The following is a 26,169-nucleotide window of genomic DNA, read 5'->3' as shown; positions in this document are numbered from 1 at the left end:
ACGGCGCGCCGGCCCGCCGGCGTCCTGGGCTCGGAGGTGTCCTCGGACCACCATGTCACCGCCTCGACGGGCTACGGTCCCGTCCAGGAGGCCAGCGGTTCGGGCCGGCCGAAGAAGAATCCCTGCGCGTAGTCGAAGCCGAACTCCGTGAGCACTTCCAGCACATCGTCGCTCTCGATGCCCTCGGCCACCATCCGTAGCCCGGTGGCCGCCGCCATCTCCGAGATCGCCCGCACCACAGCACGATCGGAATGACTGTGAACCAGTTGGGCGATCAGCGTGCGATCGACCTTCAGGACATCGACGGGCAGATCGCGGACGTAACGAAGGGCCGAGAAACCGGCGCCGAGGTCGTCGACGCAGATCGTGCACCCGAGGTCGTGCAGGCCGTTGACGGTCCGGGCCGCCGACGTCTCGAGCCGGATCACCTGATCCTCCCGGACCTCGATCCACACCCGCGACGGGTCGACCCGATGGTCGCGGATCAGACCGTCGATGTAGTGGACGAGGCCCTCGTCGGAGAGCTGCTGCCCCGAGAGGTTGAGCGAGACGAAGGCCTCCTCCCCCGCCATCTCGGAGATGTCGCCGGCCAGATCCCGGATGGCCTCCCCGATGGCATGCCGTCCGATCGGCGCGAGCAGTGAGATGCCCTCGGCCACTGCGAGAAACGCATCGGGCGAGAGGACACCGGATTCGGTGTGCCACCGGAGCAGCGACTCGTAACCGACCACCCGCCGGTCCGCCATTGTGACGATCGGTTGGTAGAAGACGGAGAAGTCACGCTCCACCGAACGGGTGAGCCAGGCCGCGAGGTCGACCTCCGCGCTGATCTGCCGCACCATGCTGGGGTGCGCGAACTCGACGTGCACCCGCCGGGTGAGGGCGACGCACAGAGCGGCGTCGGCGTGCCGCACCAGATCGGTCTCGTCGGAGACGGCGCAGAGATCCGCACTCACGGCGACGCCCATGCACACGTCGAGGAAGGCGCTGCGGTCGCCGTCGCTGACGGTGTGCGCACCGAGTTTGCGCCGGGCCGCGTCGATGAGGGCATCGTGGCCGCCGTCGTCCGCGGAGAGGGAGATCAGCCACTGCAGGTCCGACCGGCGCTCGAACCGGGCGCGCGGACTGATCGGCATCAGGACCCGTTCGACGAACAACTCGGCGATCGATACGGCGGACTGGTGCCCGTAGGCGACGACGGCGCGGTGATAGGGGTCGACCGACACCGCGATCACCGTTGCGTCGCGGTTCAACGCTCCATCATCTATCTCGTCCGATCCCCCCGGCCGCGGCCCGATCGCCGCGTCCCGCCGTGCGCGAGACTCTACTCGCAGACCGCTCGGTTCGAGCGCCGACCCGCGCCGCGTCGCGCTCGAAGTACCGCGAATTCGGGCGGAGGAATTCGACGGCTTGCTGGTGTCGAAATCACGTCGGCGCGCACGCCCGACAGCCCGGCCGTAGAATTCCGGGTCTCGGTATCCGACCGCGCTGTTCGTCGACGCTCACCCTTTCTGCAGATCTCGGCAAACAATTAGAAAGGCTACAAAACGACTGCTAAGGTGGCGGCAAGTCCTGGGTGCGACGCCACTCAGGACTCGTTCGTTCCGGTTACGATTTTGTATTCGTAAATCCCATGTTCGGAGTATCCGTGACCGCATGCGCGGTCATAGCAACGGAAAGCGGTCCCGGCGTATGGCCTTGATCAGGAATGTGATGCGGCGCTACGACGCGCGCTCCATGGCAACGCTGATCAGCACCGGTGGCGTTCTGCCGCTGCCTCTCATCGCGCTGCTCGCTCCCCACACGATCAAGCCCGGCAAGATGATCGTGCTGATGGCCATCTGGTCGTTCATCGCCCTGATCTTCGCCTTCACCGCTCTCCGTCGCCGCCTGACCGACCCGGAATTCGCGGCCCTCGGCGGATTCGGTATCGCGGGCATCGGCGGCACGTCGTTGATCCTCGCCGATCCCCTCACCGCAGCCCTGGTGCTGACCATCGTGGCGGTCATCCCGGCGATCGGCGCGATCACCGCCTCGCCGCGGCTCATCCTGTCCCACCTGGCGGTCGCCAGCGCCTGCGCCGCGCTGGTCCTGGCCATCCTCGCGAACTCCGTGCCCACCTTCCTGATCGGTTTCGGCGCGATGTTCGGCGTCATCGTCGTGCCGGTCTTCCTCGTCGTGGCTCTCCGGAAATCGATGGAGGCCGTTCTCGACCAGCAGACCCGCCTGTGCGGGATCGACCCGCTGACCGGCCTGCTCAACCGTCGCGGCTTCCTCATCCGGGCGTCCCAGTTGTTGTCGGCCGCGCGATCCTCGACCGGATGGATCGGCATCCTGCTGCTCGACGTCGACCACTTCAAGCGGATAAACGACGAGTACGGGCACCTCGCCGGCGACGGCGTGCTGCTCTCGGCCGCGGCCGCCATCCGCGAACACGCACCGGTCGGATCCGAGGTCTGCCGTTACGGCGGCGAGGAGTTCCTCCTCTTCCACGTCGTCCGTGACCAGGAAGAGCTCTTCCGCTGCGCCGAGCGTCTGCGTGCCGCCGTGGCCGCGACCGCGCCGGTGACGGTCAGTGTCGGGGGCGTCTGCGCACCGCTGGTGTCCTCGCGGGACGGCAGTGCCCACTCGACCGACGACGTCATCGGCAACCTGCTCGGCCGCGCCGACGAATGCGTCTACCGGGCCAAGGAGAGCGGCCGCGACACCACGGTCATCGACACGATCGACCCGATCGTGTGGAACGACGGCACGCTGAGCGCCCACGCCGCGGAGGACCCCCCGGCATCACCTCCGTCGGCGAGCCTGTACGAGGTCTTCTACCAGCGACCCGCGGACTTCGTCGAGATGGAGACGCGTCCGGGCAGGAGCTGAGCCGCGCCCGATGTCTGCAGGATGTCGGCTTCCATGCGCATCTGTCGCCACGTCTCGAGAGTGGTGTGTTCGCGGATGCGGGCACGATCCCACCACATGAGGCGCGTGCGGTACCGCTCGTCGGGGAACGGGGTCGGCGGCACGGATTCGTCGACGCGCCCGCCGCCGGACTGCCAGCGCCGCAGCACGTGGTCGGCCGCGGTCGCCATCATGTGGTCGGTCCCCGACATCTCCATGATCACCAGCCCCAACCGCGAGAGCTGCCCGGCCACCGATCTCGCGATCGGGGAACGCTCATCCACCCAAGCGGTCTTGACCTCGACGATCCCACCGGCGAGGCGCGACTCGATCGCGTTCACCAGCTGCACCTGACCAGGCTGGCCGGCCCACTCGACCAGCGCATGCGACTGGGCCGCCGCACCGAACCTCGGCTGGACGCGCAAGCCACCCCGGACCTGGTCGGTGTCGTCGAGGACCGCGAAGAACAGGGCTGTTCCCGCACCCGAGGCGACCTCGTCGTAGTCGAGAGCGGCCGCACAACCGTGCCGTTCGTACGCGGCGGCGGCCCCGTTCAGATACCGATCCCACAATGCGCCCTCACGGCCGGGTGCGGCCGCGACGACCGTGTACTCCGACCCTGCTTCCTCGGCGGTGCCACGCAGAACCCCCGTTCGCACCACCTCACCGGCGGTTCTCATCGCTTTCATCGCAGGATTACGCCTTCCGAAATGGAGGAATTCATTGCGAGATCTCCCCTGACCCCGCGTGTAATGTTGCCACAAGAGCGTTTTTGTGCAGGCTCACAAGTGCCGTTTCCTTCCGGATTCGGCACCTGTCGACCCGGTTGGCGACGCCCGGTCGAGTAGGTCACGATGAGGTATGCCCTCCGCGCCGGCCACCACCGCCGTCCTGTACTCCCAGTCCGAAGTCCCCGATTCCCTGTTCGACGACGACTCGATCGACGTGACCGACCTGACGGTGCAGACCACCCGCGCACTCGACGAGATCCTGCCACCGGTCGACCCGGCACTCCTGGCCGAAGAACCCCGTTTCGCATACTTTCCCTGGCGAAAATCCCTGGTGAAAATCCCCGGTCCACTGTCTTTTCGTCGTCTTCGCCTGGACCGCAACCGACATAAGCTGACCGCCGCGGATCTCGATGCCGCGGCGAAGCTACGCATCGGTGTCGTGGGATTGAGCGTGGGTCACGCCATCGCCCTCACCCTGACGCTCGAGGGATTGGCCGGCGAATTACGCCTGGCCGATTTCGACGACCTCGAACTGACCAATATGAATCGAATTCCGGCAACATTGCTGGATATAGACACCAACAAAGCCGTGGTCGCTTCTCGTCGGCTTTCCGAAATAGATCCCTATTTGACGACTTCGGTCTTCTCGAACGGCATCACCGCGGCGAACATCGACGAATTCCTCGACGGGCTCGATCTCGTCGTCGAGGAATGCGATTCCTTCGACGTGAAGGTGCTGGTCCGGCACCGTTGCCGGCAGCTGGGCATCCCGGTGCTGATGGAGACCAGTGACGGCGGGACGCTGGACGTGGAGCGCTTCGACCTCGAGCCGGATCGTCCGTTGTTCCACGGCCTCGCGGGCGACCTCCACATCGAGGACCTCGTGGGGCTGGACCGCGCGCGTCTGACACCGCTGGCCGTCAAGGTGCTCGAGCCGGCGATGGTGACCGCACCGATGGCCGCGTCGGCGATCGAGCTCGGTCACTCGGTCACCGCCTGGCCCCAGCTGGCCGGCGACGTCCTCCTCGGTGGCGCGACGGTCGCCGCCGCGGTCCGCCGCCTCGTCCAGGGCAGGCCGCTGCCGTCGGGACGCGTGCGCTTCGATCGCGACACCTGGCTCGACGGCCTCACCGATCCCCTCGACCGTGTTCTCGGCAACGTCGGCACGGCCGACGAGTCGGCAGACCGCGAGCTCCCGGTCGAGGAGATGTCCGACCTCGAACTGATCACGTACGCAGCGAGCCGGGCCCCGTCGGCGGGCAACCAGCAGCCGTGGCAGATCATCGCCGACGACGACTCCGTGACCATCGCCCTGGACCGGTGCCGCACGTCGACGCTCGACATAGAGCACCGGGCCTCCGCGGTTGCGGTGGGTGCCGCCCTGCACAACGCCCGCGTCGCCGCGGCGAGTCGCGGCGTACTCGACGACATCGAGGTCGTCGCGGACGATCGGACGATCCTCGGACGGGTGCGGCTCAAGGGCCTCGGTGCGGGCGTGCACGCCCCCGAGCACGAGCGCGAACTCCGCTCTCTGCTGGCGCGGAGCACCCGGCGCGGACCCGGAGACGGTTCACCGCTGGACGACACCGACCTGATCCGTCTCGCCGACGTGGCCGACACCGAGGTCACCCGGCTCGTACCGCTTGCCGACCGTGCGCGGATCACGACCTTCGCATCGATCGCCGATCGCTCCGACCGGGTGCGCTTCCTGACCCCGCAGCTGCACCGCGAGATGTTCGCCGAACTCACCGCCGACCCCACGGACGGCGCCGGCATCGACATCGCCTCCCTCGACCTGCCGCCGGCCATGGCCGGGATGCTCGACGTGCTCCGCCGCGCCGACGTGATGTCGCTGCTCGACGAGTGGGGCGGTGGTGCCGCACTGGGCGCCGACGCGGCGGCACGGGTCACCTCGGCGTCGGGAATCCTGCTCCTGGTCCAGCGGGGACGGACATCGGCGGACTACCTACGGGCCGGCCTCGTCGTCGAGCAACTGTGGGCGACCGCCGAACAACTCGGCTACGCAGTTCACCCCATGACCCCCGCGTTCCTCTACGCCTTCGACGACGCGACGGCTCGCTCGCTGTCGAGCAACCACGGCGACGTTCTCGCCGGTCTGCGTCGTGAGATGCATGAGCTGTGTCCGGTCGCCGACGACGAGTCCGTCACCATCGCACTGCGTGTGTCGCGGTCGGCGTCGCCGACGGTGCGCAGCCGTCGGCTCCCCGGCTGACGGGCCGGGTGCAAGACCTGGCTAGGCCTGGCCGGGCTTGAGCTTGATGAACAGCGCGTCCATCTCGGCGCACAACCGGTCACCGTCATGCATGGTGCCCTTGATGAAGACCTTGCGGCCCTCGATCCTGTCCGCCCAGGCGCGCACGCGCAGCTTCGTGTTCAGCGGGGTGATGGAGCGATACTGCACGTTCAGGTAGGCGGTGCGGCTGACGTGCTGGATCGCCACGGCCGAGGCGTAACCACCGAGGTCGTCGAAGGCGACAGCGACATGCCCGCCGTGTGCGGCGGCGTTACCGCCGAGATGGAAGTCGCGGAAGACCAGTTCAGCGACGACTCCGTCCTCGGAGGCCTCGACGACCTCGTAGGGCGGGAGGGTGATGTTGCCGCGGGACGGCAGGTCGACGCGGGTGCCGGCAGGCGAATGCCATTCGTCGATGCGGACCTTGGCGAGTCGCTCGTTGACGGCGGTGAGGTGCTCGATGAGTTCGTCGACGAGCTCGTCGTCGGGGCAGGCGTAGCGCGCATTGTCCATCAGCAGACGGACCTGTTCGCTGAACTCGCCGTACCGCGGGCCACCGCGCTCGGTGGTGATGGCCGCATGGGGCCGGAAACCACCCTCGTGCGGGTCTTCCTCGACGATCTCTACAGCACGGTCGTTCGCTTCACTCACCGGTCAACCGTATAAGAAGACCGATTCACGAGCCGGACTGGTGCTCCCCCTGGCCACCCGGACGGCGCCGGTCGGAACAACGGTGCGAGTCGAGGTCGACGCACACACCGTGGCGCGCGAACCCCTGTGACGTACCGGGGACGAAGTCGGGGACACCACGCGGCCCGCGCTCCTTCTCGTCTCGAAGCCGTACCGCCCGCCCCACGATCACCGCGACCACCGCGGCGAGTACGCACCAGCCGGCTACTCCGACGACAATCCACCCCCAGGTGTCCATGGGTACATGTAAGCACTGCGAACTGGGAATCTGCTGAAAACCCCGCATCGTATACGGTTCGCGGGGAAACCGAACTCATCAGGACCTTTGATCCACTGCGGACGCCCGCGCACCGTCAGACCGCCGTGAGCCCGGCCCGTCTGCGATCACTACTCTGAGCGCATGAGCGCGACCGACGACACCAAGACCGCCGACCAGCCGTTCGACCCGGCCCAGTGGACCCCGGCGCCCGGGTTCACCGACCTCACCGACATCACCTACCACCGTCACGCGGGTGAGGGTCGCGAGAACGGCATCGTGCGGGTGGCCTTCGACCGGCCGGAGGTCCGCAACGCCTTCCGCCCGCACACCGTCGACGAGCTCTACCGGGTGCTCGACCACGCCCGCCGCTCCCCCGATGTCGGCACGATCCTCCTGACCGGCAACGGCCCGAGCCCCAAGGACGGCGGGTGGGCCTTCTGTAGTGGCGGCGACCAGCGCATCCGCGGCCGTTCCGGGTACCAGTACGCGACCAGCCACGACACCGACGTCGTGGCAGCGGGCGCCGACTCCGTCGACGAGGCCCGGGTCAAGGCCGAGGGCGGACGACTCCACATCCTCGAGGTCCAGCGACTCATCCGCACCATGCCCAAGGTGGTCATCGCGGTGGTCAACGGGTGGGCGGCCGGCGGCGGCCACTCACTGCACGTGGTGTGCGACCTGACCCTGGCCTCCGCCGAGCACGCCCGGTTCAAGCAGACCGACGCCGACGTGGGCTCCTTCGACGCCGGCTACGGCAGCGCCTACCTCGCCAAGCAGGTCGGCCAGAAGTTCGCCCGCGAGATCTTCTTCCTCGGCGAGGCCTACGACGCGGATACCATGCACCGCATGGGCGCGGTCAACCGCGTCGCCCCGCACGCCGAGCTGGAGAACACCGCCATCGAGTGGGCCCGCAAGATCAACGGCAAATCGCCCACCGCGCAGCGCATGCTGAAGTTCGCCTTCAACCTCACCGACGACGGCCTCATGGGTCAGCAGGTGTTCGCCGGTGAGGCGACCCGCCTGGCCTACATGACCGACGAGGCCGTCGAGGGCCGGGATGCATTCCTGGAGAAGCGCGATCCGCGCTGGGACGACTTCCCGTACTACTACTGACGCGGCACGCACGCGGGCACGGTCACTCCCGCGGCCCGCACGCGGGCACGGTCACTTTCGCGGCCCGCACGCGGGCACGTCGACCGTGACGGTCGGGTCGTCGACCAACGGCTGCACCGGGACCTCGGCCTCGCCCGCCGCTGCGGTCGGCTCGTCGATCTTCAGCGTGATCGTGGCGCTCTGTCCCGGCGCGATGCCGACCCGAGTCGAGTAGTACGGCCGCCCGTGCAGGGTCTGTTCGACGTAGAAGGCGCCGGCGTCGCCGAGGGTCATCTCCTTGAGGACCGCACCCTTGGTGGCGAGGAACTCCACGTTGGCGAGGTTCGTGCCCTTGTCCACGGCCAGTTCGGTGCCCAGACCGCCGGCGACGTAGTCGGTGAGCCCGGAGGTCTCGTCGAGGGTGTTGGTCAGCGTTACCGTGATCGTGCTCTCGCGGGTGTCGCCGCTGCAATCGCCTGAGGTGTAGTCGATCTCGCGACGGAGGTAGTAGTCGAGCTTGCTGCCCGACGCATTGCCGATCGCCACCTGCAGATACGGCGAGTCGGTGTCGGAGATCTGATGCCCGAGCTTGGTGGTCTCGAGGATCTCCTGTTCGGCCGGCGTGGTGCTGTAGACCATGATCCGACGCTCGTGGACGCCGCGTCCGAGCGCCTCGAGCAGATCTCGGGTGCTCCCACCCGAGGCGATCAGTTTCTTGACCACCGCCTGGGAGATGGACTGCAGGTATGCCTTTCGGGCCTCGTTGTCGTCGGCGAACCGCTGGTACGAGGTCGACAGCGTGATGGGTACGACGTTGTCGGCGGTGATCTTCTCCCCGCCGGGCAACGTCACCGATCCGACGACCTCGAGGATGTACTTCAGCGCGATCGGGTCGAGGGCGATGGCACCGTCCAGCTTCTGGCCGGTCTGGGCCCGCCAGTTGGCCAGCCAGATCTTCGCCGCATCGGGGAAGTGCGCGCTGAGGTTTCCGTTCCGGAAGTCGGTGTAGGGCTTGTAATACGAGTAGATCGCGTCGTACTCGGGGCCCAGGTTGATCTTCGGTGTCGCCGGGTCCCGGAACTCCGAGTTGGCACCCAGTTCGGGAACCGTCACCCGTCCGCCGGTCGCGTTGAGCAACCCGAAACCGCCGACGAGTCCGCCGGTTCCGCGGGACTCCGACGGTGTCTGGAAGGCCATGAAGTAGTTGCGCGGCCCCGAGGAGCCCAGCATCGGCGGGATGAGCTGGGCGGCGATGTCGGTGGCGACCAGGGTGGACTCGGCCGCGTCCACCTGCTCGGCGAGCTGGGTTCTCGCATCGGCGACGACGCCGAGCCAACTCGGGTTGATCGACGCGACCTCGTCGGCCACCTCGGTGGAGCGTTCGGCGACCTTGGCGAGGTCGGGCTGCGCCTCACGTAACAGCTTGAGATTCACCGTGTTCCCGGTCCGGAGCTGATCCGGGTTCAGTACGCCGGCGAGGTCCGCGGCCGGGAGGAGCACGTCGGCGGACAGCGCCTCGACGGCGTCGCTCATCTGCTGCACCGACTTCAACGGCGATCCGATCCCCGGGATGGCGGCCGCGGCCGACCACACGATGCCGTGGGACCGGTCGGAGGCGGCCCGAGCGCTGTCGGCGGCCGCGGCGGCAGCCTGCGAGGCGCCGGCCTGATCACCGTCGAGCATCAGGGTCCGGGCCCGCGAGGCGTCGGATCGGACCGACTCGAGGTCGCCCTTCACCTTCAGTGCCGAGTACGCGAGCCAGGCAGCGACCGCGGCGACGAGCACCACGATCAGGGCGAGAATCTGGACCGCCCGGTTTCCGGCGATGCGGCGGATCATCGGGTCTCCCCTGTCGTCTCGGTGATGTGCTGTGCCGCCAGCCACTCGGCCACGGCCTCGACCTTCGGCTCGATCTCGCCGAACACGCGGTCGAAGTCCTCACGCGGACGGCCCATCGGGTCGACGATGTCGAGGAGCGACGAGTTGGGGTCGATGCGTCCCCGCCCGCCCATGATCGCGGCGAGGGTGCCGTTCTCCGCCGGGGTACCGGTCTCCGCGAGGGAGACGAACTCGGTGAGGGTGAACACCCGCTTCCAGCGGGCGGGCGCCATCTGCTGGGCGGCCGCCCGGTGCTCGCGGCTCATACACAACACGATGTCGGCCTGCGTCAGCATGGGCGGACGCAGGTATCGGGACTCGAAACCCGATGCGTCGTAGCCGTGTTCGGCGAGAATCGCGGCGGAGTGCGGGTGGATCGGCTGACCGTTGAGCGCGCCGGTGCCGGCACTGCTCGAGGTGACGACGAGATCGGTCCCGTCGGCCCGCATGCGGTCGGCCAACCCGGTCAGCACGCGTTCGCCGATCGGCGAGCGGCAGATGTTGCCGGTGCAGACGAACAGAATCGACAGTCCCGTCGATCCCGCATCCCGGTCGGATCCGGTCACCATTCCTCCTCGATTCTCCTGGCCAGCCGACGCATCACGCCGGGATTGCCCAATTGCGCGTGTGGCACTCCGGCAGGGATCACTTCCACCGCCGGAGTCTGCGTTCCGGCACCGGGCCGGACGGCCCGTGCCCAGCTCTCGATATCCGGATTGTCATCGGCGGCAACATAGATGACCTTATCCACGGGCACCGGGCCCAACTCATAGGACCGCACCGCGGCGGCGAGGGCCCGGGAACGATCCTCGAAGCGCCGCAACGCCTGCGGGTCGTGTCGCTCGGCCGCGGCTCGGAGCGGATGATCCGCGCCGAGCAGTTCCGCGTCGGCCCCCTCGTGCAGGTCGCCGGGCGGCCGCGAGTCGAGCACCATCAGCACGTCGACCTGCTCGCCGGCCTCGATGAGTTGTCGGCTCATCTCGTGTGCGATGACACCACCGAGCGACCAGCCGACGAGGCGGTACGGCCCGGACTGCTGGCGGCTGCGAACCGCCGCGACGTGCAGGGCCGCGATCTCGGGGAGGCTTCCGGGCAGGTCACGGTCGGCGACGACGAGTTCGGGCAGCTGAAGACCATAAGCGACAGTCGAATCCAGCGACGCGCCGAAGGCCCGGAACGGTTCGACGATCCCGGTGGCGGTGTGCACGCACCAGATCGTCGGGGCCCCGGACTCCGGAACGCCGGGTCCGGTGCCATCCGTCCGCGACAGCGGCACGACGCGGTGGTCGACGCCGGTTCCCTCCCCCGCGGACGTGGCGTCGACGACGCGGGCCACCTCGGCCGGCGTGCGGTGGGTGAAGAGGTCTGCGACGTCCACGGTGACGGAGGTGCGTCGGGTGAGTTCGTCGCGCAACTGCACCAGGGCCAGGGAGTTGCCACCCAGGGCGAAGAAGTCGTCGTCCATGCCGACGCCGTGTTCGTCGAGGACCGTCCGGAAGGCGTCGCGGACGGTTGTCTCCGTGCGCGTCTCGGGTTCGCGGGTCGATTCCGACCAGGCCGGCTCGGGGAGGCGTCGCTGGTCGATCTTGCCCGCGCCACTCAGCGGCAGTTCGGCCAGTTCGACGATCCGGGCGGGCACCATGTGTCGCGGCAGCAGGGCGCGGCAGGCGTCGGTCAGGCGGTCCGCGGGCACCGGTGAGACCACGTAGGAGACGAGTGCCGGTCCGGCCGGTCCGGGCCGCAGCACGGTCACCGACCGATCGGCCCCGGCGCGCAGGAGGACGGAGTCGATCTCGGCGGGTTCGACGCGTTGGCCGCGGATCTTCATCTGGCGGTCGGCGCGGCCTACGAAGACCAGTTCGCCGGTCTCGCGATCCCATCGCACGAGGTCGCCCGTCCGGTAGCGTCGACGCCCGTCACTCCCGGCCACGAAGGTCGCGGCGGTCAGTGACCGGTCGCCGAGATAGCCACGGGCGACGCCGGTCCCGCTGACGTAGAGTTCGCCCACCACGCCGGGCGGTACGTGCCGCAGTCGGGTGTCGAGGACCTCGGCCCCGATCCCGGGCCGCGGATGCCCCAGCCGCACGGGCTCGCCCGGACGGTAGGCGCTGGTGGACACCGTCACCGTCGTCTCGGTGGGGCCGTAGATGTTGCGGACCTGCGCCCGCTCCGACCATTCCGACGCGAGATCGGCCGGCAGCGCCTCGCCGCCGATGTAGACCAGTCGCAACGAGGTGATGGATTCCGGCTGCATGGTCCGCATCACCGACGGGGTCGCGGTGAACACGCTGACACCGGTGCGGTCGAGGAAGTCGGCGAGTTCGCGTCCCCCGACGACCTCGGGCGGCACGACGACGAGCGTCGCACCCGAGGCCAGTGGCAGCAGCATGTCGTGGAACGTCGCGTCGAAGCCGGGGCTGATCGCCATTCCCACCCGGTCGCCGGATTCCACGTCGCCGAGCCCGGCGACACGATGCACGCCGCGATGGGTGACGCCGACGATGTTGGGGGTGCCGGTGGTGCCCGAGGTCGTGATGACATACGCCAGGGAGTCCGGTGAGACACGCGCGACCGGTTCCGAGGCAACGGGTTCGGCCGGTCGCGGGGGGATGTCCTCCGGACCGATGGCCGTCGCCCGTGCTCCGGCGACGACGTGCTCGATACGCGCCGCCGGGTAGGTGACGTCGACGGGGACGCACACCCCGCCGATGCGGCTCACCGCCCAGATGGCGACCACCGATTCGATGGAGCGCGGGACGACCACCGCAACCGCGTCGCCCGCGTCGAGGCCGCGCGCACGCAGGGCACGCGCCGTCTTCGACACCCAGGCGTCGAGTTCGCGGTAGGTGAGGGATCGCGTGCCGTCGGTGATCGCCGGACGATCGCCGTGCGTGGCCACCGTCCCGGTGAACAGGTCGGCGAGCAGTGGTTCGGTCCCGGTCGGCGCGGCGGCATGTGCACGGCCGGTGAGGAATTCGCGTTCGGCCGCGGTGAGAGGTTCGACGGCGGCGATCCGACGTGCGGGGTCGTCGGTCACCGCGGCGACGGCCGCCACCAGACGCTCACCCAGTCCGCGGATCACGCCCTCCTCGAACAGATCCCGCGCGTGATGGAGCTGCAACCGCCAGTTGCCCTCGGAACGGACCGCGACGATGTGCACGTCGAACTCGCTGTGCGAATCCATCGCGGTATGCGGTGCGTCCGCGGTGACGGGACCCGGCGCTCCGCCGGTGGAGTCGACCACCGAGAAGGCGACCTGGACGAGCGGGTGACGTCCGGGGATGCGCGGCGGATCGACGAGTGCGACGACGTCGTCGAAGGCGATGGCCGCGTGGTCGAGAGCGGCGAGGTCCGTGTCACGGACGGTCTCGATGAGGCCGCCGACCGTCATCCCGGCGGTCAACCGCGTACGAAGGACCACCGTCGAGATCAGCATGCCGACCGTGCCCGCACTGTCCGCGTCGCGGCGCATCGAGGCCGGGGTCGCCACGGCGATGTCGTCGACGCCGGCCTGCGTCGCGAGGGCTAGTGCGGTCGCGGCGTGCAGGAGATGGAAGTCGCTGGCCTGCGCGCGTCGCGCGGCCGTCGAGATGGACCGGGCGACAGCCTCGTCGATCGGGAACTCGATCACCGAGGTACGGAGATCGCGGTCGGGCGGACGGTGGTCGGCGAGGTCGAGTTCCCCGCTGTAACCATCGAGGGCCTGCCGCCAGTAGTCGTGCAGTTCGGCGTGTGAGCTCTGCTCCTCGGCGACCATCCGGCGCGCGAGGACGTCGAAGCCGACCGGTTCCCGGTCCAGGGACTCGCCGGCCAGGAGCGCGGCGAGTTCCCGTTCGACGATGGCTGCGGATTCGCCGTCCATCGCGATGTGGTGGGCGACGAGGACCACCGCGACCGGGGCGGTGTCGACGCCGTTCTCCGTCAGCAGCCAGGTCCGCACGGGCGGTTCCCCGGCGAGATCGAAGGGAGTGGAGAACTGATCGGCGATGGCCGTGCCGGTGAGCGCGGTCGAGTCGAGGTGCCGTACCGGCGGCCGCCATCCGTCGACGACTCGCTGCCGCGGACCGTCGGGCGTGGCCAGGTAGCGGGTGCGCAGCGCGGTGTGCCGGTCGACGAGGGCGTCCAGTGCGGCGATCACCTCGGCCGTCGTGAGTCCGGGCGGGACACCGACGACGACGGGAACCGAGTAGATCGGGACCTGGCCCAACATCTGCGCGCCCACCCACATGCGGCGTTGCGTCGGTGCGAGTGGGATCTCCGTGACCCGGTCGTCCGGATCGTCGACCGCACGAGAATCGGCGAGGTCTTGCACGGCGTCGACGGCCGGCGTGGGAACCGCGACGGCGAGGCCGGCAGGTGTCGGGTGCTCGAACAGCACCCGCGTCGGCACCCGGACACCGAGGTGGCGGCCCAGGGCCGAGGTCACCCGGGTGGCCGACAGCGAGGTGCCGCCGAGAGCGAAGAAGTCGGCGGATTCCGGAATCGCGTCCACCGGGACCTCGAGCACCTCGGCCATGATCGTGCGGACCTGCGCGACGAGCTCCGGATCGGCGGGTTCACGCTCATACGAGGAGGATTCGCCGGAATCGCGCGTGGGGATCTCGGGTGCGCCCACGGTCGAGGCCACGACCGGGAACGGCTGCCCGACGTCGCCCACACCGCGCAGCAGGGTGGTGTAGTCGTCGAGCAGCAGCCGAGCCACCTCGTCCGGGATCTGGCCGGAGTGCACCAGCGTGACATGCAGTTCGTCGTCGCTCTCGGCGAGGACCACCTCGATGTCGTACTTCGCGTCGACGGTCGACGTCGCCTCGGTGACCAGCGAGGCCACCGCGCCTGCCAGTGGGACCACTCCGGAAGCCTGCGGCACGACCTCCTGGCTGACGAGCAGCACCGAGATCAGCGGATCGCCGCCGTGCCGAGCCGCGGGCCGGACCGCCTGCACAACATCCTCGTAGGGGACGTCGCCGTGCGCCAGCGCCGCGAGTGCGACGTCGCGGACCTGTTCCACCGCTTCGCGAACCGGGGTGTCCGGCCGGAGTCGGGTGCGCAGCGCGACCGTGTTGACGAACATGCCCACGACCGACTCCCATTCGGGGGCCGAGCGCCCGTGCACCGGCACGCCGACCAGGACATCCCACTGTCCGGTCAGCTGGCCGAGAGTCGCCGAGAGAGCTGCGTGCGCGACCTGGAAGACCGTGGCCGACAGCGCCTTCGCGGTCTGGTGGATCGCGGGGGCCGGCACGGAGGCACCGATACGACCGGTGACGCCCGCGGCATCGGGGTCGCGATGACCGGGCAACCGGAGCGGTTCCGGCGCATCGGCGAGAGTATCTGTCCAGTAACGGATCTGGTGCGCGAAAAGGCTGTCGCCATCGGCGGCGTCACCGAGGCGTGCGATCTGCCACTGGGTGAAGTCGGCGTAGGTGAACGCCTCGTCGGCCGCCACCGCCAGTCGCTCACCCTCGTAGGCCCGCATCAGGTCGGCGAGCAGCACACGGATGGACCAGCCGTCGATGGTGATGTGGTGGAGGACCGCCGCGAGGTAGAGGTCGGTGTCGTCGATGGCGTCGTCAGACGTCTCCACCTCAAAGACGGCCGCGCGGAATCCGGGCTCGTTCTCGAGGTCGAACGGTGTGCGCAGGTACTCCGTCACCTGCCGACGGACCGCGATCTCGACGTCCTCGTCGCCGACCTCCACGAGATGGTGTGCCAGCACGGGGCTTCGGTGTTCGATCCGTCGCTGGATCGGCCCGGCCGGCGAATCCGGGTACACCGTGCGGAGCACGGGGTGCGCGCCCACGACCTCGTCGACGGCCTTGCGCAGTCGGGCGAGGTCGACGCGACCGCGGATCCGCATCAACACGGGAACGTGGTACGCGGTCGATGTCGGATCGACGTGATGGTGAATCCACATGCGCCGCTGCGGGTATGCCAGTGGCAACGGATCGGGAACGGGAAGTCGCGCCGGCGCCGGCAGCGGGGCCGCGACGGGTCCGGAGGTCGGTGAGACCAGGTCGTTGACGCGGCGGGCGAGTTCGGCCATCGTCCGCGCCTCGAACAGCACACGCGCCGCGATGTCGGCGCCGGTGGACGCGGAGAGCCTCGAGGTGACCTGTGTCGCCGACAGGGAGGTGCCGCCGTCGGCGAAGAAGTCCGAATCGGCGTCGAAGCTCTCGACGGGGCGGTCGAGCACCTCCGCCCACACCGATGCGATGAGCAGTTCCGTCTCCCCCGCCGGGGCGCGACCGGTCGTCGCCGGACCACGGACTCCGGTCGCGCCGAAGTCCGGTTCGGGCAGGGAGGTCACGTCGATCTTGCCGTTGCGTCCGATCGGCAGGTCGTCGACCTCGACGAACGCACCGGGGATCATGGTGCGCGGCAGCACATGTGCCAGTTGTGGTGCAAGGTCGTCGGTACGTATCTCGACACCGGGCTCGCCGACCACCCACGAGACCAGTACCTTCTCGCCCGCTGCGGTGGTGCGGGCCGCGGTGACGGAGGTGGCGATGCCGGGCAGCCGGGACAGCGCCGCATCGATCTCGCCGGGTTCGAGGCGCACACCGCGGATCTTCACCTGGTCGTCGGTCCGGCCGTGGATCACGAAGGTGCCGTCGCCGCGCCGGTGGACCAGATCCCCGGTGCGGTACATGCGCTCGCCGTGCGGACCGGCGACGAAGGCGGTCGCGGTTGTGCGCGGGTCGCCGAGATATCCACGCGCCAGACAGTTCCCGGAGAGATAGAGTTCCCCCACGGTGTGGTCCGGAACAGGACGCAGCCTCGCATCGAGGACGTGCATGGTCACACCGTCGAGCGGGCGCCCGATGTGCACCGCACCTCTGATGGGACCGGTGTAGCGCGCACTGCTGACCGCGACGGTCGCCTCGGTCGGGCCGTATTCGTTGCTGAGCGTCGCGGTGCGGGTCCACTCGCGGACGAGACCCGCACCGAGCGGTTCGCCGCCCACGGCGACGTGCCGGACGTGCGGCAGGTCGTCGGGTCGCAGGGTGGCCAGCACCGACGGGGTGGTGAGCAGAACGGTCACCCCGGTGTCTGCGACGAGGTGGGCGAGATCGTCGGCCGCGATGACATCCGGCGGGCACATGATCAGCGTCGCGCCGGCGATCCGCGGCGGCAGAACACCCATCAGGTGGGCGTCGAAACCGGTTGCGTACGTGTGCAGGACACGGTCGCCGGACGTCAGGTCCAGGCGCCGGGCGGTGTCGCGGGCCCACCCGGAGAGACCACGATGGGTGACCGCGACGCCCTTCGGCACGCCGGTCGTCCCGGAGGTGAAGGTGATGTAGGCGACGTCGTCCGGCGTCACCGCCCGTACTCGTTCCGCGTCGTCGAAAGGCGGTACCACCTCAGGCAGTTCGGCGAGCACCTCGTCGAGGGCGAGCACCTCGACATCGGTTCCCCCTGTGCCGATTCCCCCTGTGCCGATGTTCGCGGTGTCGGTGTCACCGAGAGAGAGCATCAGGGCCGGTCGGCATCGGTCGAGGACGAGGTTCCGGCGTTCGGCCGGGTCGGCGGGATCGATGTTGACGAAAGCCGCACCCGCGCGGGCGATCGCGGCGGTCGCGATCACCCCGAACACCGACCTCGGGAGCAGTTCGACGACGACGTCGCCCGCACCGACACCCCGTGCGATCAGTACGCGCGCCAGATGAGTCGACAATCGATCTACGTCGTGAGCGGCGATCTCGGTCCCGAATCCCGGTACGCGGTGGTGAGAATCGACGATCGCAACATCAGACGAGGTTGCGGCGTCATATGAGGTGAACAGCGCGTCGAAGGTCTCCGGTCCGAACTCCGGGCTGATCGCCTCTTCGTCCGCCGGGCTCATCAGGGTGAGAACCGGCTCGTCGGGGGCCAGCACGCCGCGTCGCAGGGTGTCGACGACGAGGTCGCACAGCGCTTTCAGGCGGTCCGCGGTGGCGACCGTCTCGGTGCAGGACATCGTCACGTGCAGTGCCCCGTCGTGCCGGTACATCGAGACGTCGATGCCGAACAGCGGCATCCCCAGGACGCCCGACGCCGCGTCACCGGACGCACCGGACGGGAACTCGGTTTTCGCCCATTCGACGATCGCATCCGGCACCGCGCCGAAGGACACCTCGAACAGCGGGGTTCCGGCGCCGGCGCGACCGGGGTCGGCGATCTCGGCGATCTCGGTGAGGGGCAGGTCGGCGTGGGCGAAGGCGCCCAGGTCCACCGAGGTCACCCGTGCCAGCAGGTCGGCGAAGGAGAGTTCCGGGTCGATCGGCGTGTGCAGCGGCACCGCACGCGCGAACAAGCCGGGCACGCCGACGAGGCCGGGGTCGAGGCGGCCGGACAGCGCGGTGCCGACGGTCACCACCCCGGCACCCGACTGCCTCGCCAGGACCGCGGCCAGCGCGGTGTGGGTGGCGATGAACGGGGTCGTCGACCGCGCCACGGTCAGTGCGTCGAGCGATGCGGTGACGGCCGCATCCAGGCGGCCCTGCGCGCGGTGCACGATCGTCTCCCCCGCCGGGGCAACCGATTCCGCCTGCAGGTTCATCTCGGGTAGGCGGAGCTGCTCGACCGGTTGGGTGAACGCGTCCCGCCAGAACGCGGTGAGTTCCGCGCGCCTCGCATCGAGCGTCTCGGCACGCCACATGGAGTACCGCCGATAGTCGGTTCCGCTCGTGGGCAGGGTCGCACCGGCGAGGGCCGTGTCGAGTTCACCGGCCAGGATCGCGAAAGATTCTCCGTCGGCGGCGATGTGGTGGATCACCCCGAGAAGCCAGGTCGTGCCATCGATCTCGACGATCCGGACCCGCCAGGGAAGCGAGGCGGCGAGGTCGATCGGCGTGGCCATCGAGGCGAGGACGGAAGTCACGTCCGGTGTCGGGTCGACTCCGAGACCGAGTTCCCGTTCCAGGTGGTCGAGGACGTCGGTGTCGTCCCATCGATGTTGCACCGGGACCCCTTCTCGCAGAGGGAATCCGGTACTCAGAGCGTCGTGTCGGATCACGATCGCGGCCAGGGCGCGTCGCACATCGACGGGGCTCGCGTCGATCGGCAGGGCCACCGGCAGGAGGTAACCGGTGAACTCGGGCTCGGTCCGCCACCGCAACCACACGTCCATCTGTTCCGGTGTGAGCGGCAGATCGGCGGGGATGTCGATGTCGTCGGCGAGGAGGGGCGCCCACGACGGAAGGGGTGGGGTTCGCGGAGCGGCGATCCGCGCCGCCAGTTCGGTGACGGTCGGATTCTCGAAGACGTCGGACACCTCCACCCGGTAACCCGTCCCGGCGAGGGTGGCGGCCAGGCGTGCGGCCGAGAGCGAGGTGCCTCCTGCTGCGAAGAAGTTCGTGTCGGCGCCGAGATGACCGGCGTCCTCTCCGACGACCGCGCGGATCGCCGACGCCACGGTCTCCTCGACCGGACCGAGGACCCGTCCGACCGGTGGGGCGGTGTCGGTGATGGTCGCGACGAGTTTGTCGCGGTCGATCTTTCCGGTCCGGGTCATCGGCCAGCCGTCGACGATCGCGACGCGGGCGGGCACGGCGTGCCCCGGTAGACGGGCGGCGCAGGCGGCCAGGATCGTCGCCTCGTCGAGGTCGTCGAGGACGTCGAAGTCGGCGAGGCCGTCCTCGGTCACGAAGGCCAGCACCTGTTCATCGCCCGCCCGGCGACCCGGTCGTACCAGGACGCGTGCGTCGCCCACGCCGGGAACAGCACGCAGGGTCGAGACGATCTCGCCGAGTTCGACCCGGTGACCGCGGATCTGGACCTGGTCGTCGTTGCGACCGAGGTAGGCCAGGCGGCCGGGTGCGACCTCGCGGACGCGGTCGCCGGTGCGGTACATCCGACGGCCGCTCCCCGAGGGGTCGGCGACGAATCGCGTCGCGGTGAGGCCGGGAGCGTTGAGGTAGCCGGGTGCGACCTGTTCTCCGACGAGGTACAGCTCGCCGGCCGCACCGGTCGGCACCGGTCGTAGCCGCCGGTCCAGGACCATCCACCCGACGCCGTCGAACGGTGTGCCGATGATGCTGCGTTCGTCATCGGGGTCGACGTCGGCAGCGGTCAGGACGACGGTCGTCTCGGTGATGCCGTACATGTTGACCAGCCGGGTGGCGGGATGATCGGTGGCCCAGGCGCGCAACGTGTTCGGCGCGAGGGTCTCACCCCCGAAGACGACGGCCCGCAGGGACGGAAGTGCCGGTGGCACGGGAGCACCTGCGAGATCGACGATCCCGCTGAACGCGGTCGGGGTCTGCGAGAGGATCGTGATCCCGTACCGGTCGATCGTCTCGGCGAGTGCCCGCGGGTCCCGGACCGTCGGCCGGTCCACCACGACGACGCTGCCGCCGGAGGCGAACGCACCGAGGATCTCCCACACCGAAAAGTCGAAGGCGTACGAGTGCACCCAGGCCCAGACGTCTCGCGGGGAGGCGTCGATGACGTCGAGTCCCGCCCCCATCAGTGCGGCCAGGTTCTGCCGGGTCACCACCACGGCCTTCGGCATCCCGGTGGAGCCGGAGGTGTGGATGACGTAGGCGGCACCCGGGATCGGCTGTGCGCGTTGACGACCGGGGCCGTCCGACACCTCGAGCCGATTGTCGACGATCGCGGCCGGGGCGGTCCCTTCCATGATCAGGTCGATACGCGCCGGTGGGAGGTCCGGGTCGATCGGGACGTAGACCGCGTCGGCCAGGAGGGTCGCGACGATCGCGACCACGGTGTCGGCGCGACGGTCCATGAGTAGGGCCACTCGGTCGCCGGGGCGCACGCCGGAGTCCTCCAGACGCGTGGCGAGTGCGCGGGCACGGTCGACGAGGGTTCGGTAGTCGAGTGTCATGTCGCCGTCGTGGACCGCGGGCGCCTCGGGATGCGCGTCGGCGTGCTTCAGGAGCGCCGGTATGGGATCGATGCAGTCGGTCCGGCGAGTGCCCGGGTCGGCGACCGTTCCCGGCGACAGGCAGTCGGCGACGGTCTGTTCCGGCGCCGCGTACCCCAGGGCTGCCACGGCCTCGACGAACCGGTCGAGGATTCGACGGGCCGCCACCACGTCCACGCGCCGCTCGGCGACCGTCAAGGTGACCGACAACCCGTTCCCGTCGTCGATCACGGTGAATTCCAACGCGGTTCGCGCGTCGGGGGTCCGCAGCGTCTCGCCGCCGGCGAACACCGTCGACGCGATGAGATCGGGCGCCGACGCGTGGTAGGCGAAGATGACGTCCGACAGACCGGTCGGACCGGAGTCCGCCAGCGAGACAGCGGTGCCGAGGTCTCTCCCGGCGACCGTGAGCGCGTCGGCGACAGCCGCCTCGCGGACACCGGTCACGCGCACCGGCACCGTCTCGACGAACATGCCGACCGGGCGGAGTTCCTCGCTGGTGAATCGGCCCGACACCGGCATCGACATCACGACGTCGTCGGAGTCGGTGTACTCGGCGAGCACCGCCGAGAGTGCCACGCACAGCAGCGTGTTGACGGTGGTGCCGGACTCTCGAGCCTGCGCGGACGCGGCTGCCGTGGCCGCCCGGTCGATCCGTCGACACTCGTGGACCGCCAGCCCGGCGGTGAGTCCGGGGCCCGCCGGATCGCTCACCGCGGGTTCAGGTAGAGCGAGACGCTCGGGCGCGTCTCTCAGGTACCGGGTCCAGAAGACCTCTGCCGCAGCGGTTGTCGTCGAGGTACCGGCGGCTCGCGCGTCCAGGACCGCACTGAAGGCGACCGACTCGGTCTCCCAGGCGGGCTCCGCGCCGGCTGCCCGTGAGCGCACCGCGCGCGCGAAATCTTCCAGCACGATGTGCAACGACCACTCGTCGACGGCGATGTGGTGGGCGACGAGGACCAGTTCGACGGCCTCCCGCGTCTCGTCGAGCACCGCCCGCCACGGGACCTCGGTGCGCAGGTCGAACGGAGCGGACACCGCGAGATCGACACCCGCGGTGTCCAGGGTGGCACTGGTGATCGGTGCGGCAGCGGCTGATTCGGCCGTACCGCGTACCTGCGCGACGGGTCCCCCGTCGACCTCCGGGTAGACCGTCCGCAGTGCCTCGTGCCGGATGGCCACGTCGATCAACGCCTTCCGCGCCGCGTCGGCGGTGATCTGCTCGGCGAGTGTGAGCCGCACCGGCAGGTGATAGACGGTCGCACGTGGGGCGGCCCGGTTCAGCAGCCAGATCTCCTGCTGGGGGCGGGTCGGGCGATAGGAGACGGCACCGTCGGTGGACGTCATCCGTCTCGGAGAGGCGGCCTTGATGACCGACGCGAGTTCGGCGAGCGTCGTCACCGTCGCCAGTTCGCGCATGTCGACGACTACGCGCAGAGTGCTCCCGAGGTGGGTCGCGAGTTGCATGAATCCCAGTGAGGTGGCGCCCAATCGGACGAGCTCGTCGTCCATCGACGGATTCCCGACCCCGAGTATCTCGGTCACCGCCTCGGCAACCGCCACCTCGGTAGGGTTGGCCGGCGCCCGGTGGCGGGTCTCCACCTCGGGAGTCGCGGCGATCAGCCGCGCCGCCGCCCGCCGGTCGAGGTTTCCGGTTGCGTCCGTGGGCAACTCGTCGAGGATCACGACGCGGCGGGGCCGGGTCGAGGCCGGCACCTCCTCGTCGACGCGCCGGCGGACCGCGGCCCGAACCCGTGAGCGGTCCGGATCGGCGGCGTCGCACACGATCCCGATGTCGAGGGCGTTCTCGGCCACCACCGACACCGCGTACCCGACGCCTGGAATTTGCCCCGCCGCCCGGTCGAGCGCCGCGAGATCGATTCGGACACCGTCGAGGGTGACGACATCCTCGGCGTGGTGGTCGACGACCAGCATGCCCGTGCCCGGGTCGAAGTGGCCGCGATCCCCGGTGTGGAGCATGGTGACGCCCGGCTCCCAGGGACACGCCACGAAGGCCGATGCGGTACGGACCGGGTCGCCGGCGATGGACGTCGCCACCTGCGGCCCGCTGACGTAGACGTCACCCGTGACCCCCACCGGGACCGGCCGTAGCAGCCGGTCGAGGATCGCGATCCCGGTGGCCGGACGCGGAGCGCCACTGGGCAGTCGGTGATCGACGGCTGCGTCGCGGCCGATCCGGCGGCTCGACGTCACCGGGCCGAACGCACCGCGCGGACAGTACGGCGCGGACACCTCGCGACCGAAGGCGAGACGGACCAGCGCCGCCGGTGCGATGTCCCCGCCGGCGACCAGGAGCGAGGTCATCGGCCCCTGCGCTCCGAGTCCGGGTACGTCTCCCGGTGTGGCGATCACATGCGTGACGGCTGCGGTGTCGGGGCCGGGCACCACGAGTCGGAGGCCGTGCGCGGCCGCGGCGATGATCTCCAGATGGGCCGCCGAGGACGCCGCGGGCGCACCGAAGAACAACCGGCCGTACTCGAGATCGGTTGCCGCGGCGTCGAACACGCCGTTCGCGAGCAGAGCGGCGAACGCGCGCTGGGGCACCGCGAGTGTGCCCAGGCCGGAGCCGTTGTCGGTGATCGCGAGACGGCAGGCGATGTCACCCGGTGCGGGACGGGGCGCCGGCACCGCGGACGCCTCCAGGCGGTCCAGTTCGGCGAGGGTCAGAACACGCGGACCGGGAATCGACGCGGCCACGCCCTCGGGCCCGGCGATGACGAGGACGGGACGCGTGGTCTCCATCAGGTCCGATAAGCCGTCTCCCGGAGTGTGCGGGTCGAGCAGCAAGATGGCCGCCCCGCTCACCGCGACCGCCCACCACGCGGTGAGCCGGTCTGCGCCCGGTGGGAGCGACACGGCCACCGTCGTGCCGGGAACCGCACCGGCGGTACGGAGTCGCGCGGCGAGGTCGAGGGCGCGCCGGTGCAACTGCCCGAACGTGAGTTCAGGGACACGCGTCCCGTCGATGACCGGCGAATGTGCATGGCGCGCAACCGCGGACGCGAGCGCCTCGGGGACCGTCCCGGGACGGGACGTCACGGCCGGGCCGTTGACCACGGCAACCGGATTCGCCAGTGGGAGATCGTCGATGCGGGTGTCCGGAGCGTGTAGCAGCGCGTCGGCGAACGTCCGCAGCATCGCGAGGAACTGTCGATGGTGCTCGGCGACCTCGGCGTCGTCGTATCGGTTCGGGTTGGCCTCGACCCCGACCATGAGCACCGAGTCCCGCTGCTCGCCGGCGACCGGGAAGATGTTGACCGACAGGTCCTCGGCCGGACCGACCGTGACGACGTGGAAGGTGCCGCGCGCCTCGCCGCAGGGGAATTCCCGTTGGAAGAGCATCAGATTGAGCATCGGTCCCGAACGTTCCTGTGCCGCGGTCCGGCGCACTCGCCCGCTGGTCTCGTCGGCGGCGACGTCGGCCCAGATGTCCTCGCCGCGGTAGCGCTGGTGTCGCAGCGCGCCGAGAAGCGCCGTCTGCGTGGTGGTCAGCGCCTCGGTGACCGACGCCCCTCCCGCCACGCCGGTGCGCAGAGGAACGACGTTGGCGACCGGCATCGGGGTCGAGCGGAGCGCCGCGGTGGTTCGGGCGGCGACCGGGAACTGGAAGATCACCTCGTCGCCGTCTGCGGCGGCCCGGGCCAGGTAGGCCGAGAACGCGGCGACGATGATGTTCGGCAGGATCGTCGAACGCTCTTCGGCCGCGCGCCGGAGAAGGTCCATCGTGCCGGTGTCCACCGGTGCGACGACTCGCCGCGAGACGGCTTCGGGTTCTCCGCGCCGATGCGCTAGGGACGCGGGGATTCCCACCCCGGCCATGGCCTGTCGCCAGTGGGCACGGTCTGTCTCGAAACGTCGCGACGCGCGATACTCGTCGTCGGCACGTGCGGGCAGATCGAGATCCACCGGTTTGGCGGGCGGGAGCGCGTTCCCGGTGACCGCGGCGTGGTACGCCGCGAGGGCCTCGACCATGCGGTCCTTGCCACCCACACCGTCGGAGAGCATGTGATGCCCGCGGTTGTAGACGTAGAACTTCTCGTCCCCGAGCCGGAACAGGCAGCCGCGCGCGGTGCGGTCGACGCGCGGATCCAGTGGCCGGGCGCAGTCCTCGCGCATGATCGCCTCGGCGGCCGCGTGTGGGTCGGGGCGATCTCGGAGATCGATGACATCGGCCCAGTAATGCAGCGAGGGATCGTAGATGCCCACCAGTCCGTCGTCGGTGTCCTCGAAACGGATCTGCGTGAACTGGGCCCGACGCACCACCTCGCTCGTCACCCGGAGGAAGAGTTCAACGTCGATCGGCCCGTCGATCTCGACGTACTGCGCGATGTTGATCGGCACCTCGGGCGCTGCCTGCTGCGTGAACCACAGGGCGCGCTGCGCGGCGTTGAGCCGGAACCGTCGAGCGATTCCGGCAGCGGGAGTCCCGGGAGGCGGGGTCGGGTGACTCATGGTCGGCCCGCCAGGCGCTCACCCGGTCCGTGGGACCATGAGCTCATGTGGCGTGCCGACCGTCTGATCCCCCCGACCGACGGTGCGTCCCCGCCACCGAATTTCCGCACTCACGAATCCGCGACAACAAATCAGCGGATCCCGATTTCCCGAAAGGGGAGGCGAGGCGCGAGAAAGACGCGGCGTGATTGGATTCTTCGGGATGAACTCCCGCCGACATCGGATTCTCCGCCGGCGGATTCGACTTGCCGGAATTCGACACGGTGGAATTCAACGCCCTGCCTCACCACTCACCATGCGCCGTCCTCGTCACGTCCGACTGCTGTCACCTGTACGCCAGAACCGGCCGCATCCACGCGGCACATCGGATTCCGTCGGCACCGTTTTCTCCAGCAGCCGCTGACCCCGGGACATCGTCGCCGATCGCTGCCGCCAGTGGCATCGTCCGAGCGTACGACCGCCTTTTATGACGACTGTCACACCGGCGTGTGCTGCGCGAATACCGTTCAGCGCCGCGCGGATACCAAGAGACTATGGGACGGGTCGGAGCCCCACAACTCGGGGGCACCGGTTATCGAATGGGCGGCCCGTGAATGCCCTCGAATCGCCCAGCCGGCAATCAGAGGGGTAACGGGAAGGGAATTCACGGCTTCCTCAAATTCACTTTCTCGGATTCGCCGCGAACTGATGCGAAACTCGGGCATAAGCCTGTCATCCGCTCGAAGGACACCGACCTGGTCGATGTCTCAATGGTCGACCGGAACGGGCCCCCGACTCGAGAGCGATTCCACCGCGCGGTGCGGAATGCGCCGCCCCGGCGATTCGCATTCGCCTCGAGAATAGGGGCACCCTCTTTTCGCACCAGGTCGGCGTCGAGCAGAAAAAGCTCGCTCGTTCGACTGATTCACCATCTGCGGATGCACCCGATCGCGATATGCGACGCCAATTGCGCTCGGACGCAGGGTTTGTGACGACCACGCCGACGGTGTGGACGTATCAGCCTGGCGCGCAACAGAATTGGAGACCCCCACCG

Annotated in this window: 10 protein-coding genes; 3 read left to right on the top strand and 7 right to left on the bottom strand. The window is 69.4% G+C overall.

Translation table 11 applies throughout. From position 1 onward, the window contains the following. Positions 1–71: 71 nt before the first annotated feature. The gene (locus tag LQD00_RS18415) at positions 72–1,253 is read right to left on the bottom strand and encodes an EAL domain-containing protein (RefSeq protein WP_232718609.1); all 1,182 of its coding nucleotides are present in this window, start codon (positions 1,251–1,253) and stop codon (positions 72–74) included. Positions 1,254–1,713: 460 nt separating this feature from the next. Here LQD00_RS18415 and LQD00_RS18410 point away from each other — a divergent pair, with 460 nt between their 5' ends. Continuing rightward, positions 1,714–2,874, top strand: a complete 1,161-nt coding sequence (locus LQD00_RS18410; RefSeq protein ID WP_232718608.1) for a GGDEF domain-containing protein — start codon at positions 1,714–1,716, stop codon at positions 2,872–2,874. On the opposite strand, the gene LQD00_RS18405 is transcribed toward LQD00_RS18410, so the two are convergent. After that, complete coding sequence (locus LQD00_RS18405) at positions 2,820–3,581, bottom strand: hypothetical protein (RefSeq protein WP_232718606.1); 762 nt, start codon at positions 3,579–3,581, stop codon at positions 2,820–2,822. The genes LQD00_RS18410 and LQD00_RS18405 overlap by 55 nt on opposite strands. A 172-nt stretch (positions 3,582–3,753) precedes the next feature. Here LQD00_RS18405 and LQD00_RS18400 point away from each other — a divergent pair, with 172 nt between their 5' ends. Continuing rightward, entirely contained in the window at positions 3,754–5,856 is a 2,103-nt protein-coding gene (locus tag LQD00_RS18400) for an Rv1355c family protein (RefSeq protein WP_232718604.1), read from the top strand. 21 nt (positions 5,857–5,877) lie between these two features. Here the strand turns inward: LQD00_RS18400 and LQD00_RS18395 are convergent, their stop codons facing one another. Next, positions 5,878–6,528, bottom strand: a complete 651-nt coding sequence (locus tag LQD00_RS18395) for a PaaI family thioesterase (RefSeq protein ID WP_232718602.1) — start codon at positions 6,526–6,528, stop codon at positions 5,878–5,880. 25 nt (positions 6,529–6,553) lie between these two features. Beyond that, positions 6,554–6,805 carry a hypothetical protein gene (locus LQD00_RS18390; protein WP_232718600.1) on the bottom strand — a complete coding sequence of 84 codons (252 nt, stop codon included), beginning with the start codon at positions 6,803–6,805 and terminating at the stop codon, positions 6,554–6,556. Between the two features lie 162 nt (positions 6,806–6,967). On the opposite strand from LQD00_RS18390, the gene LQD00_RS18385 reads away from it, so the two are divergent. Beyond that, a complete protein-coding gene (locus LQD00_RS18385) occupies positions 6,968–7,939 on the top strand; it encodes a 1,4-dihydroxy-2-naphthoyl-CoA synthase (protein WP_232718599.1) in 972 nt (323 codons plus the stop codon). 51 nt (positions 7,940–7,990) lie between these two features. Here the strand turns inward: LQD00_RS18385 and LQD00_RS18380 are convergent, their stop codons facing one another. From LQD00_RS18380 to LQD00_RS18370, 3 genes are read right to left on the bottom strand one after another with little or no spacing between them, the layout of a single operon-like run. Continuing rightward, on the bottom strand, positions 7,991–9,757 hold the full coding sequence (locus LQD00_RS18380) for a DUF4012 domain-containing protein (RefSeq protein WP_232718597.1): 1,767 nt from the start codon (positions 9,755–9,757) through the stop codon (positions 7,991–7,993). Beyond that, positions 9,754–10,365, bottom strand: a complete 612-nt coding sequence (locus LQD00_RS18375) for a low molecular weight protein-tyrosine-phosphatase (RefSeq protein ID WP_232718595.1) — start codon at positions 10,363–10,365, stop codon at positions 9,754–9,756. Before LQD00_RS18375 ends, LQD00_RS18380 begins: the two co-directional genes overlap by 4 nt. Further along, the gene (locus tag LQD00_RS18370; RefSeq protein WP_232718593.1) at positions 10,359–25,136 is read right to left on the bottom strand and encodes a non-ribosomal peptide synthetase; all 14,778 of its coding nucleotides are present in this window, start codon (positions 25,134–25,136) and stop codon (positions 10,359–10,361) included. Before LQD00_RS18370 ends, LQD00_RS18375 begins: the two co-directional genes overlap by 7 nt. Between the last annotated feature and the right edge of the window lie 1,033 nt (positions 25,137–26,169).

This window comes from Gordonia metallireducens (assembly GCF_021245825.1).
Classification (GTDB): Bacteria; Actinomycetota; Actinomycetes; order Mycobacteriales; family Mycobacteriaceae; genus Gordonia; species Gordonia namibiensis.
The sequence above is the reverse complement of the archived record's forward strand: the minus strand, read 5'-3'. Positions and strand labels throughout refer to the sequence as shown.

What these genes read in the sequence shown, in the direction of transcription:
- LQD00_RS18390 (WP_232718600.1), bottom strand. Translation starts at nt 6,805, where the DNA reads ATGGACACCTGGGGGTGGATTGTCGTCGGAGTAGCCGGCTGGTGCGTA.
- LQD00_RS18400 (WP_232718604.1), top strand. Translation starts at nt 3,754, where the DNA reads ATGCCCTCCGCGCCGGCCACCACCGCCGTCCTGTACTCCCAGTCCGAA.
- LQD00_RS18380 (WP_232718597.1), bottom strand. Translation starts at nt 9,757, where the DNA reads ATGATCCGCCGCATCGCCGGAAACCGGGCGGTCCAGATTCTCGCCCTG.
- LQD00_RS18375 (WP_232718595.1), bottom strand. Translation starts at nt 10,365, where the DNA reads ATGGTGACCGGATCCGACCGGGATGCGGGATCGACGGGACTGTCGATT.
- LQD00_RS18370 (WP_232718593.1), bottom strand. Translation starts at nt 25,136, where the DNA reads ATGAGTCACCCGACCCCGCCTCCCGGGACTCCCGCTGCCGGAATCGCT.
- LQD00_RS18405 (WP_232718606.1), bottom strand. Translation starts at nt 3,581, where the DNA reads ATGAAAGCGATGAGAACCGCCGGTGAGGTGGTGCGAACGGGGGTTCTG.
- LQD00_RS18410 (WP_232718608.1), top strand. Translation starts at nt 1,714, where the DNA reads ATGCGGCGCTACGACGCGCGCTCCATGGCAACGCTGATCAGCACCGGT.
- LQD00_RS18385 (WP_232718599.1), top strand. Translation starts at nt 6,968, where the DNA reads ATGAGCGCGACCGACGACACCAAGACCGCCGACCAGCCGTTCGACCCG.